Here is an 11,963-nt window from a genome sequence, read left to right as displayed (position 1 = left end):
CGTTGGTTGTTAAAAACAAAAATAAAACCCATTTCCTCAATGATCAGGAATGGGTCAAAGCTTGGCATATAATTATTGAATTAGACAATATAAAGTACGATAACCTTGACCGTTTGATGCAGCATTTCAAGATCTTTTTACTTCTGCTTTTATTGTGTACCACTGATAAATGACACACGCCCTTTCAATAACACGTTCTTTATTTAACACGAGTATAGAAGTCTTCTTTTAAAATAGCATACATCTTCAGATCCTGAAGCTCATTTTTCACCCTCATGTACTTCCTCAGCACACCTTCGAATTGCATGCCTGACCTCTCCATGACCTTGGCGGAACCTGTGTTTTTCACTAAACATCTGGCCTGGATTCGCTCAACCCCCACTTCATCAAATCCAAATTGGATGATTCGTTTCACTACCTCGGTCATGTAGCCTTGATTCCAATATTGATCAGATAACACATATCCCAGCTCGACTCTCCTGTTATCGGTATCACTACCTAGATAGTTACAACTACCAATCAGCCTCTTGGTTTGTTTATCTTCAATCCCCCATGGGCCAATTAGATCGGTCTCATAGCGACTCATGACAAAATCTAAAAAAGCTTTGGTGTCTTCTTTGCTCTGATGCGCGTCCCAGGTGGTGAATTCCGATACAGCAGGTACAGCGCAGTAACTGTACATATCCTCCAGATCATCATAGGTAAGCGGCCGGAGTAACGTTCGTTCGGTTTCTAATATCGGAAATGGGGCAAAATAACTTTCAATCGGTTTCATGGATTCACCCTCCTGAGATTGTTAGGACAAAGAAACACACAGCAGTTTGGCCCTTATCGCCTACCTCATCTGTTGTACAATCAAGGCCTCTATAACTTTAATCTAATATACGCAGCGATTGCTGTAACTCCGATTGCTGCAGTTGATCTAATTTTTAATTGTGCTATTTCCAAACCATCTGTTGGCGGATGAACAAGCATAATATACAAATAATAGAAATACACAAAAATCGAGACGACTAACACTACATTTGTAATTCTTTTTATCAACAATAAAATAATCCCTTTCCTACGTATTATCAAAGATGCCTTTCGCTTGATCATTCCTCGACCAGTAATCTAGTTCAATTTTTCGGATATGTTGCAACTCGGCATTGTTCAAGAACATAGAACTGGAAATTCACGTTAGTCATTATAGAACTAAAGAAATGATTAACCGCATCATAATCATATGCTTTGAAATGTTCTGGATATAAGGTTGCGTGAAGAGTCTGCACTTCCTGATCAACTAATCTAGATGACTCAAACCATTTTCGTTGCTAAGTTTCCAACCAAGTCTTCCCTTTTCAACGGTATGAACACTGGTGTTGTTCATGGGATAAAAGCTGGACTTATTGCTCCATTCCCTCTTCTCAAGCAGATAATACAGGATGTTAATTACGCCGCCGTGAGTAATTAACAGAACATTGGACTTTACTGTTTTCTCCTCTAAACCTCTGAAAAGACTCTCGAAAGCTGTGCTTATCCGGTTATAAAAATCCCTTGGACTTTCTCCTCCCGGAAAAGGGGAATTCATCTCAAGGCTGTTGAAATAAACCCCTGGGTAATGCTCTTCCGCATCCTTATGGAGCATGCCTGCCAATTCTCCGTTATTCATCTCCCGCCAATCTTTCATTAAGCTAGCCTGCATGTTTAATTTCTTCTCAATTTCCCGTGTTGTCTGCACTGCACGAGGAAGATCACTGCTAATGATCGTGTGTATGTCGTACTCCTCAGCATGCTGATGCAAATGCTCTCCCAGTCTCTTCGATTGATTGATCCCCTGTTCCGTGAGTCCGCGCTGGCTCCATCCGCCTCGATATCCTTCCTCGTCCATCCCATGCCGTACCAGGTAAATCTTCAAGATCTCTCCTCCTTTTCACATTGAACAGGTTAACTTAACATCTATAACTACGTTCGTATGTATCAAATAAACCCGACCTCAGATAGCTTCTATCCAAGATCGGGCATTTCCTGCAACCCATTTATCTTACAAATGTGTTATGAACTCGCTCGGATTTGATAAAATAAGGAATCCAGATGGCACAAGTAATGACAGATTTCACAATCTCCTGTATCCCACTTCCATCTTCCAATTCCCGCATCATAGGTATCTGAAGCACGAGTATATAATCAACCATATAGAGAACCAAACTCACACTGTAATAGATGATCATTAACCGGGGTAAGATTGCTTTTTTTCTATAAAAAGTCACAACTAAATATATGGTGAACAATAAAAAGACCACATTATATATAGCTTCAAAAATAATTAATGGCCCCCACAGAACGTGATAGTATTCGGAGTCCTTGGAAACAAATAAGTCCCACATCTCGGATGTTAATGCCGGTAACGTGTTTTGCATCAACTGTACTGCGAGCAGGATAATCGTAAGAAATAATCCAATCTGGATGAGAATCAGCCAACCACCCAATCCCGACACGCCTAGTGGACGGTAGTCTGTTTTTTGCTCTTGAATATGTGGTTCCACCTCGTAACACTTCCTTAACCCGTTTTGTTTTTCTGAGATGAGTCTTCATCGTAATTGCAAATTGAATCTACGGGTGATACTTTCACCTTACTTCACGTGCGTTGTATGTATTCTCACACTCTCCTTATAGCGATCTCTCCGCCTTCCTATTATATATAATTTTACACAACTTCCTTATTGTACTACGCGTGTCAAGGGCAAAGCATCCATTTCAAAACATCATACTTATATGCCGTAAAGGCTAAAGAAGGCCTTCGCTATACTTCCACCATGTTCAGCAAAGTACACGTACGTCATAATGCTCTTATATAGATGCAGATGGTGACTCTGCATTAGACTACGAAGGAGGATATGTATATGACCAATCCCAAAGTAAAACTTTTACCTTTTGCCGATATTTCAAATTATGTTGAGGGCTTCGATATCGTTTCCACCCAGTGGGGCGGTGATGGCCTTGTCTATGTGCTGCTGATGAATCAGATCTCCGAAAGAGAGCGAGGTATGTTCGTCCAAAGTAAATTGAAGCAAAGCTATACGTACAAAGTGCTTATTGTGACAGATCAAACTATCGAGGAAGTTGTCATTTGGGGACAGACGTTTAATTATCATTACGTACAACCATTACATGATCATCTGCTGCTCGTCGGAGCACGGTGTGCGAATTATGGAAATGAAAAGTTTGATCCGAATGCCAAAGTGTGTGATTTAGACGGAAATACGATCCGCGATTTTTTGCTGGGAGACGGTATTCAGAGTGTACAGGTCACAGAACAGGGAACGATCTGGACCAGCTACTTCGATGAAGGGATATTTGGGAACTACGGATGGGCCGATCCAATTGGATCATGTGGACTGCTGGCCTGGGATGACCACGGAAATAAAGTGTACGAAAACCGCGTAGCTGATATTGCGGATTGTTACGCACTCAATGTGGTGAATGAGAAGCAGGTCTGGTTCTACTTCTATACCGATTTTGAACTCGGTAGTATCTCAGGGGGCACCAGTGAATCCAGCGTTACATTGATGAATCCAAACATCTCCGGTTCCTCCGGCTTCAGTACGGATGGTTATCATTTCTTGTTCGATGCCGGGTACGGTAAACATGGGACGTTTGTCCTTAAGAAAATGGAGAAGCCCGGAAGATTGAGCAAAGGACAGAAGATTGATTTGCTAAATGAAGATGGTCAGCCCTTCAATCAGGCACGGCAGGATTTTCGCCAACATCGTCTGCTACTTAGTGAAGGTAACTTGCTGTACCAGGTACCGATGGAGGAGATCACTTCCGTTTTGGATTAAAGGAAAGGAGTGAAGAGGGTTATTTCTTAAAAGATAATCCCTCTTCTTCCAATGCGTTTCGCAGTTTAGGCATGGCAGATGGTCCGATTCCGTGCAGTTTCAAGATCTCTTTCTCCGTGTACTCCGCAAGTTGCATTAGTGTCGCAATGCCTTCATTCTCCAAGGCACGTCTGGCAGGAGCAGACAGCACGGCTAGAAATCCCTCTGTCGGTTTACGTTCAGCTTCACACGTCGGACAGGTTGGGCAGTCACTTTTTTTATAATACGAATGTCCTTGTTCGCATGTTCTGAGTGTTCCTTTATCGTTTGCCATGTGGATGTCTCCTTCTGAATTAAGTATTGCTATGCTACATTTGGATAAGCTTACAATCCATACTCGGCAAATACGGCTGAATATTTCTCTTCTAATATCGCCCAGCGCTTTTCGGCTCCGTATTCGGCGTGCAGTTCCTGTAAATAATACTTGGCTACTTCCGTATCGCCGGCTTTTAGCAGGAAGCGGAAGGGGCTATTTCTCTGATTCGGCAGGTAAAATGAGATACGTACTCCAATATGTCTCCATTCAATCCCACGGAATGCAACTCCGGGAGCTCGGTGGAATGAACACCACAATTAACATAAAACTAGACTTGACTACTGGTGTTAACCTTTGCTCTTTGAATGTTGATCTTATATGTGAGGTTTCCATCCGCTTTGTAGAAATTCAGATTTTTCTTGGAATAACCGTGTTTGGCAACTACGGGTTTGACTTCTGTATTGAAGATCTTCCTAAAAAGGTTCTGCATAAGATATCACTCCCCTTTTGTTCAGAATCATGCTCGTTCTATTTTATAAAAATAAGGGCCACACATGGATTCGTGCGTATACACGTACGTCCATGTAAACGCTCGGTCGAAGATATAGATATCCTGCTCCGAATCAAAATCCGCTGCAATGACCCGATTCGCGTTTTCGTATAAAAGCACCCAACCACCACTTTCATACATCACATATACTTCATCTTTCGGCTCGGCATCGAAAGCATCTCGTGCTTCATCATTTGTCTGACATTTCTGTTGTTCATAACTGAACATATGCCACTTGTACTGGCTATAATGGATAGACTCTTTGAGCACATCATCGATATTATGGGCAAATACGCTGTCCCATTGCTGTACAATCCCTTCGGATTCCTCGTACAGTTCGGACACGATAACTCCCTTATTCTGCAACTTCTTCTTGAACATATATTCCTGATGGATACGCTCAATCCCCCAATATGCTTGGTTCAGTTCCAATTCGGGTAAAGTGTCCAGCAGCTCGTTAATTTTATCTCGAATCATCATTACCTCCGTAAGTTATCTGGAATTAGAATACCTGGTCCTTGCCTCTCACTGTTTAGCTTCTTCTCGCAGCATATGAGCCAGTTTGTACATTTCTGCAATGTCATGCCTGTTCTGTTCCTGGAATCTTCGGATCGCCTCATCAATCTCTACCACTTCAACTGCAACCACCCGCTCGCCATCCTCCGGATTCAGCGGATCACCGACAAGTTCTACATCTCCATATCCGATGATTCGTACGAAATGGGGATGCGGGATATGCGGTCGATACGGTTCCAACGCACTGGATGTACAGTGGAATTGACCGAAAATCTGATAGGACCGCATTTCTGCCCCAAGTTCCTCCATCAGTTCGCGCTTCAGTCCATCCATATACTGTTCACCTGCTTCAAGCGTCCCTCCAGGCAGCTCCCAATCTCCATTATCCAGTTGAAAGACGACACATTGATCCCCAACAAATGGAATGATGCTAATATTGCTCACCAGCGTTTCATCCACGATCTCGTTTAATCTGAACTCCGCCTCAATAATTCCCCAATGAATTGACGTACTCAGCGCCGGAAATAATTCCGAACTTAAGCTACTCATCCGCACCCGTTCCTCTCTATCTAATTCCACTATTCTTCCAATTATAGTCGAAAACACAGAAAGAAGGCCACCTTCCCACCGGGAATACGTGACCCTCTTCTTATACTCTCTGCCCTTAAGCCTTGGATCGGTGTTCTCTCCAGACTCTCAGACCATTCTCGTTCTAATGCTGCACCAGCTTTCCGTTTTCCAAAAAAAGAACCCGGCTACAGAGCGGCAAGATCCGCTCATCATGCGTAACCATCACTGCACTCTTGCCCTGCTCTTTCACGAGCCGTGCAATCATGCCGACAATATCCAGCCCACGTTCCGCATCCAGGCTCGCTGTTGGTTCATCCGCGAGCAGGACAGCCGGATCGTTCATCAAGGCCCGTGCAATGGCGACCCGCTGACGTTCTCCGCCAGACAGCTTCTCCGCATACGCTTTCCGCCGATGGGTCAACCCTACCGTATCCAACAGCTCATCCACTCGTTTCTCCGCCTTGTTTTTATCCGTTCCGGCGAGCTTTGCAACGACCATGAGTTGTTCTTCTACTTTCAGATACGGAATGAGGTTGGCACTTTGAAAGATAAAACCGAGTTGCTGAAGCCGTACATCGGATATATCTTGTTTGCTTTTGCCCATAATAGAAGCCCCGTCCAGAAAAACCTGTCCTTCCGTTGGTTCAAGAAGTGCTCCAGCAATGGACAGGAATGTACTTTTGCCCGAGCCGGAAGGCCCCATCACAGCCACAAGTTCCCCTTCAGCAACCTCAAGGTGCAACTTGTCCAGAATCGTCCGTTTACTGCCACCATCTTCAAAGGTCTGTGTAATTCCCTGTAATACCAATCGGTTTCTCATGCTGCTGTCCTCCCAATCGCATCAAGTGCATCAATTTTGGTAACCTTCCACACCGAGAATAACGAACCCGCCACAGACATGAGTATGAATAACACACAGGTCAGAGCAAGGGTGGACAAGCCTAATTGAAACGGCATCGATGCAGGAAGAATGGACTCGAACAGTCGAACCAATAGTACGCTAATCACCAGACTGCCAACCGACAGAACCAAAACTTGTAACGAAACACTACCCGCCAGATAAGCATTCCGCGTTCCGATGGCTTTTAATATCCCGAACTGACTCGTTTTCTGAATCGTGATGACATAGAAGAATACCGCAAGCACAAACGCCGAGATGACATATAGAAAAGCGATCATCATGAGCAACGATCCCTGCTCTTCCTTATATCCAGGGATGGCCGATACGGCATCAGACTTCGTAATGATTTCTGTATTAGGCAATGCAGCACTCAGGCCGTCTACCTGCTCGCCTGCATCCTTAATCGCAATGGCATTGTACACAGGAGCATTAGCATTGGTGTCGGCTGATCCTTGCGAAGTTCGTGAACCTCCTTGAAGCGTAAACCATTCCTGTTCATTCAGGAATACCACCGGGGAGTGACTGAAGGACTCATTTTGAACAAATCCACCCACAGTCCACTCCGTTCCCGAAGCTTGATCGACCAGAACGGTGCCAATCGTGACGCCAGATTCAGACAACTTATGGTCCACCACAACTTGCCCGTTCATCTGATCTGTAATCGGAGATCCTTCCGTAACCGCTGGGGCGAGCCAACCTTCTGGGTTCACCATGAACAGCGTGACATCGATCTTTTTCGTGTCGCCGGTTGGACTGACGGTTGTCATTTTCACACCCAGCGGCTCAGCGTTCTCTTCCCCTACCACGGAGCGAGCTTGATTAAGTTGATCCTGATCCACTTGTGACCGGGTAAACCGATGATTCGAATCCTGTTCCAGCACAAAGTGGGTTGCTGCCATATTTTTGACCGAAGCTGCGTTATCATAAGCCAGCCCCTGTGCAAGACCTGTAACAAACAGCACCAGAAATGAAACCAGTACCATGATTGTAACAATTAAGGCATACCGCCCTTTGGCATACCTCATTTCCCGAATAGCCAAGTACATGTTCTGTGACCTCCCTCTTGATAACCCAAGTATAGGAGGCGAAAATGAACGGCAAATGAATAACAGATTACATCTGCGGAAGGGTCACGGTAAAGACCGTACCCTCAGGTGAACTGGAAACCTCGATTGTACCGTCATGAATTCGGATAATTTTCTGCACAATGGCAAGTCCAAGCCCGGTTCGTCCAGAAGAACGTTCCCGCGCACGATCCACCCGATAGAATCGATCGAACAGGAAAGGCAGATGCTCGGCAGCAATCCCGTCTCCTGTATCCCTAATCTGAATCATACACTGGTTATCTGTCTGCTCCGCGTGAATCTCGATGCTTCTTCCCTGTGGCAGATGATTCACTGCATTACCCAGCAGATTCATCCACACCTGCATGAGTAGCACTTCATTGCCGACCAGCTGGATGGATTCGGGCACCGAAATCCGAAGCAGTAGCTCTTTTTCTTCAAGTTGCCATTGCAGCACCTGAACTGCTTGCCGGAATTGATCTCGCAGAGAGAACTTTACCTTGGTCAGATCTTCGTTTCCTTGTTCGAGGGAGGACAGGAGAAGCAGTTGTTTGCTGAGCAAAGAGAGATGACGGCTCTCCTCCTCAATAATCGATGCATAATGCTCTCGTTCCTGTTCAGGGAGATCCCGATCCGCCACCAATTGGGCAAACCCCTGAATTGAGGTCAGCGGCGATTGAATCTCATGCGAGACATTCGATACAAACTGCTGTCGCGCCTGATCTACCCTTTCCAATTCACGACTCATGGTCATGAAATGCTGGGCCAGTTGTCCAATCTCATCCCGCCTTGCGGTAGGCAATTTCAGATTATATTTTCCTTGCGCAATGCGCTTGGTCGCCTCGGACAGACGTTCAATGGGATTGACCAGATAGCGGGTACTGATCAGAAAGATCAGAATACTAATGCCCACCGTCAATGCTCCAATCAGCGCAAAAAAGATCCGCAGCTCACCGAATTGCAGGATTACATCCGGACGCATAAAGAGGGCGTAATTCGCATTGCCTAGCTGTAGATGAACACCCACGGTATTGCTTAATTGATTATCGAAGAAGCCGGTAATGAACGGTTTACTTGGAAACTGGGCGACGCCATGGTATACCTCACCATTCAGCACCCGTTCCACAGCTTGCTTGTCCAGATCTTTTTCACGGAATTCACGGCCGTAGAATTGGTCATTGCCTTTTCCATCCGTCACATAGATTTCATACCCGAGTGCGGCGGCATTGTTCAGATACTGCTCCATCGTGCCAGGTTGCTGTTCCACAAATTGCTTCATTTGCGTCGCGATGCCCACCAGCTTCTCATCATTGAAATCCTTGAGCTTTGTATGATAATAGATGTTGGACAAAAGAAAACCGAGCATGCCGCTGACCATAATCACCGCAATCGTAATGAGGAATACCCGGACGTACAAGGTCCTCAAGGTGCTTTCACCTCCATCTTGTAACCAATGCCCCGCACAGTCTGAATGACAAAATCGTCCGTATATTCGGCAAAACGATCACGCAGCCGCTTGATGTGCACATCAACGGTACGGTCATCTCCTTCGTAGTCTGCTCCCCAAACGAGCCGAATGAGCTCATCCCGCGAGAACAAACGGCCCGGAAACTGGGCAAGCTGTGAGAGTAATTCAAATTCTTTCATCGGCAAAAAGAGAATGGACTGCCCATCGGTAACCTCCACATTGTTACGGTCAATAACAATCCGGTTCATACGGATGATATCGCTGGATGTGCGATGGTACCGACGAAATAACGCCTTTACCCGGTAGACTAATTCTTCCGGTTCAAACGGCTTGGTCACATATTCATCTGTTCCTTTCAAATAACCATCTCTCTTGTCAGATAGCTGATCTCGAGCCGTCAGCAACATGATTGGAATGTCGTAATGCTGCCGAATGAAATCACATAATTCCAGTCCGTCCATGCCTGGCATCATGACATCAAGGATCGCCAGATCGATCGGCGTTTCTTGCATCATTTTGACCGCTTCCAATCCATCCTGCGCTTCATGAACCCGGTATCCTTCCTTGGTCATGACATGCCGCAGGAGTGCTCGAATATTGGCATCATCGTCTGCCAGCAGCAGATGTTTCATAAGTTTGTCCGCCCTTCTATGTAACGAGTACATCTCACTTTGATCCTGCACAGATGGTAGCATAAAAGCAATCTCATTCGCCAGCATACATTCCCTGAAACACCGCGGCCATGTTTACATTTCCATGAATCTGGTTGACACTATTATGAGGCGCAACTATAATAAACTCATAACATATGAACAAGCGCTCATATATTCATTCGTTAGTGATTAACCATCGCTAAGGATCAATTATAGCCACTTTAGAAATCATATTACATAACGGAGCCTCGCTCCAAAGGAGAGGATTTAATATGTCTGGACATCATCACAGTCATAACCATGGGCACAACCACGCTCACACCACCAATAATAAGAAAGTACTTCTGTTTTCCTTCATTATTATTACCATCTATATGATCGTTGAAGCCATTGGTGGATTCATCACCAACAGTCTCGCACTCATCTCGGATGCAGGTCATATGCTGTCCGACTCCATTGCGCTCGGGATTGCCTTGCTGGCGTTCACTTTTGGTGAAAAAGCAGTAAATACCGGCAAAACCTACGGCTACAGACGCTTTGAAATTTTGGCCGCTACGTTAAACGGAATTACGTTAATCGCCATTGCACTCTATATTTTCTACGAAGCGATTGGTCGTTTTATCAACCCGCCAGAAGTGGCAACCGTAGGCATGTTAATCATCAGCGTCATTGGATTGCTCATCAATATTCTGGTGGCCTGGATCATGATGCGTGGTAGCGATACGGAAAATAACCTGAATATGCGTGGTGCTTATCTCCATGTCATCAGTGACATGTTGGGATCGGTTGGGGCCATTGCGGCGGCACTGCTCATGATGTTCTTTGGCTGGGGTTGGGCCGATCCACTTGCAAGTGTGATTGTCGCGGCACTGGTATTGCGAAGTGGTTTCTATGTCACCAAGTCATCCCTCCATATCTTGATGGAAGGTACTCCCGCCAATGTCGATGTGAATGAACTGGTGCAGACCATCAAACAAGTCGATGGCGTCAAAGGCGTTCATGATGTGCATGTCTGGTCCATCACCAGTAACCTGAATGCGCTGACCGCACATATCGTGGTAGCCGGAACGATGGATGTCTATGCATCCGAGATCCTGGTTCAGAAGATCGAACATATGCTGGAGCATAAAGAAATCAAACATGTGACGCTCCAAGTCGAGTCCGAAAAACATCTGCACGATACCTCGGTACTATGTACCGTCAAAGGCGACGCACCAGATGCCCACGCGCATCATCACCATTGAGATCTGTATGAAATATAGCTGCAAACAGAAACAGGGCAGATTCCCCGGTGAAGGGAACGCCCTGTTTTTGTTTGCAGAAGTTCAGCTTTTTGCATGAGCAGAGAATGGAATATCTTCTTTACCTTGTCGCAATCTGGACTACTTGTATCTGTAAAGTAGCTTCTCTTTCTTCTGATCGAATTCATATTCCGAAATGATATTTTTCTCTTTTAATTCACCCAACTGTAGCAGTTGTTCATGAACATTTACAGGGGCCTTTTTTCTCTTGCTAGAAATGATTAGAGCTACAATTGAGAAAAGCAGACCATACAGGACACCCAAAATCCCCAAACCTGCCGCTACCTCCGCACTTTCTTGCGAACCATCTATAAAAACTACGATTAATAAAAAATTGAGTACGAACCCAATAAGGCTAACGATCGATAATGCTTTCAATGAATGTTCCTCCTAAATGTTATGTATGTTCTATTCAAACTTCAGAAAGGTCGGTCAGAAGACTAAACATTAACCTCGTCCCAGTTTACTATGACGTATCCAAGCTGAAACAGCAGAATCACAATATAACTGATGTTGATTGCCAAGCTGGTCTTAACTTTCTTGATCTGATCTAATAAATCCTCTTTGTTCATTTTTCCGCGTTCCAGCTTGGACTTCATCTTTTGTTTTTCTTTCCATAACATGTAGAACTCAAGTATAGCAAATACTCCCCATGCCAATGGATATACCAGTAGTACTGCATTAGCAACTGACAACAGCATAAGGGAACCTTCATCCAAACCTTTCTCGATTCCTAGCTTAAAGCTTACATTCACACTCAAAGTCAGAATGAATAAACCAAAACCTATAAAACTTAAATACGGTGTGAATTTGTTGCTTCGCAT

Annotated in this window: 15 protein-coding genes; 2 read left to right on the top strand and 13 right to left on the bottom strand. The window is 44.9% G+C overall.

What is annotated here, in order from left to right; genetic code table 11:
* Positions 1–199 precede the first annotated feature (199 nt).
* The 3 genes from NYE45_RS07750 to NYE45_RS07740 all read right to left on the bottom strand — a co-directional run bounded on the left by NYE45_RS07750 (position 200) and on the right by NYE45_RS07740 (position 2,525).
* Positions 200–775, bottom strand: coding sequence for a GNAT family protein (locus NYE45_RS07750; RefSeq protein ID WP_340016265.1), 576 nt, complete (start codon positions 773–775; stop codon positions 200–202).
* Positions 776–1,282: 507 nt separating this feature from the next.
* Positions 1,283–1,897 carry a histidine phosphatase family protein gene (locus NYE45_RS07745; RefSeq protein WP_340016264.1) on the bottom strand — a complete coding sequence of 205 codons (615 nt, stop codon included), beginning with the start codon at positions 1,895–1,897 and terminating at the stop codon, positions 1,283–1,285.
* Positions 1,898–2,018: 121 nt separating this feature from the next.
* Complete coding sequence (locus NYE45_RS07740; RefSeq protein ID WP_340016263.1) at positions 2,019–2,525, bottom strand: DUF2569 domain-containing protein; 507 nt, start codon at positions 2,523–2,525, stop codon at positions 2,019–2,021.
* A 357-nt stretch (positions 2,526–2,882) separates the two neighbouring features.
* On the opposite strand from NYE45_RS07740, the gene NYE45_RS07735 reads away from it, so the two are divergent.
* Entirely contained in the window at positions 2,883–3,821 is a 939-nt protein-coding gene (locus NYE45_RS07735) for a hypothetical protein (protein WP_340016262.1), read from the top strand.
* A 19-nt stretch (positions 3,822–3,840) separates the two neighbouring features.
* On the opposite strand, the gene NYE45_RS07730 is transcribed toward NYE45_RS07735, so the two are convergent.
* The 8 genes from NYE45_RS07730 to NYE45_RS07695 form a co-directional block, all read right to left on the bottom strand.
* A complete protein-coding gene (locus NYE45_RS07730) occupies positions 3,841–4,134 on the bottom strand; it encodes an RNA polymerase alpha subunit C-terminal domain-containing protein (protein ID WP_340016261.1) in 294 nt (97 codons plus the stop codon).
* Positions 4,135–4,184: 50 nt separating this feature from the next.
* Positions 4,185–4,433 (bottom strand): hypothetical protein, encoded by a 249-nt coding sequence (locus NYE45_RS07725; protein WP_340016260.1) that lies wholly within the window; start codon positions 4,431–4,433, stop codon positions 4,185–4,187.
* A 200-nt stretch (positions 4,434–4,633) separates the two neighbouring features.
* A complete protein-coding gene (locus tag NYE45_RS07720; protein ID WP_340016259.1) occupies positions 4,634–5,143 on the bottom strand; it encodes a DUF4275 family protein in 510 nt (169 codons plus the stop codon).
* Between the two features lie 48 nt (positions 5,144–5,191).
* The gene (locus tag NYE45_RS07715) at positions 5,192–5,731 is read right to left on the bottom strand and encodes an NUDIX domain-containing protein (RefSeq protein WP_340016258.1); all 540 of its coding nucleotides are present in this window, start codon (positions 5,729–5,731) and stop codon (positions 5,192–5,194) included.
* Between the two features lie 163 nt (positions 5,732–5,894).
* Positions 5,895–6,572, bottom strand: a complete 678-nt coding sequence (locus tag NYE45_RS07710; RefSeq protein ID WP_340016257.1) for an ABC transporter ATP-binding protein — start codon at positions 6,570–6,572, stop codon at positions 5,895–5,897.
* Positions 6,569–7,699, bottom strand: coding sequence for an ABC transporter permease (locus NYE45_RS07705; RefSeq protein ID WP_340016256.1), 1,131 nt, complete (start codon positions 7,697–7,699; stop codon positions 6,569–6,571). The genes NYE45_RS07710 and NYE45_RS07705 overlap by 4 nt, the downstream gene beginning before the upstream one ends.
* 67 nt (positions 7,700–7,766) lie before the next feature.
* Complete coding sequence (locus tag NYE45_RS07700) at positions 7,767–9,143, bottom strand: HAMP domain-containing sensor histidine kinase (RefSeq protein ID WP_340016255.1); 1,377 nt, start codon at positions 9,141–9,143, stop codon at positions 7,767–7,769.
* Complete coding sequence (locus NYE45_RS07695; RefSeq protein WP_340016254.1) at positions 9,140–9,817, bottom strand: response regulator transcription factor; 678 nt, start codon at positions 9,815–9,817, stop codon at positions 9,140–9,142. The genes NYE45_RS07700 and NYE45_RS07695 overlap by 4 nt, the downstream gene beginning before the upstream one ends.
* Positions 9,818–10,110: 293 nt before the next feature.
* On the opposite strand from NYE45_RS07695, the gene NYE45_RS07690 reads away from it, so the two are divergent.
* On the top strand, positions 10,111–11,082 hold the full coding sequence (locus tag NYE45_RS07690) for a cation diffusion facilitator family transporter (RefSeq protein ID WP_340016253.1): 972 nt from the start codon (positions 10,111–10,113) through the stop codon (positions 11,080–11,082).
* 138 nt (positions 11,083–11,220) lie between these two features.
* Here NYE45_RS07690 and NYE45_RS07685 read toward each other — a convergent pair whose 3' ends face one another.
* Both NYE45_RS07685 and NYE45_RS07680 read right to left on the bottom strand, forming a co-directional pair.
* The gene (locus NYE45_RS07685; RefSeq protein ID WP_339785242.1) at positions 11,221–11,517 is read right to left on the bottom strand and encodes an SHOCT domain-containing protein; all 297 of its coding nucleotides are present in this window, start codon (positions 11,515–11,517) and stop codon (positions 11,221–11,223) included.
* A gap of 62 nt (positions 11,518–11,579) precedes the next feature.
* Positions 11,580–11,963, bottom strand: a complete 384-nt coding sequence (locus NYE45_RS07680; RefSeq protein WP_340016252.1) for a hypothetical protein — start codon at positions 11,961–11,963, stop codon at positions 11,580–11,582.

This window comes from Paenibacillus sp. FSL K6-1318 (assembly GCF_037976905.1).
In the GTDB taxonomy this organism is placed as follows: domain Bacteria; phylum Bacillota; class Bacilli; order Paenibacillales; family Paenibacillaceae; genus Paenibacillus; species Paenibacillus amylolyticus_A.
The sequence above is the reverse complement of the archived record's forward strand: the minus strand, read 5'-3'. Positions and strand labels throughout refer to the sequence as shown.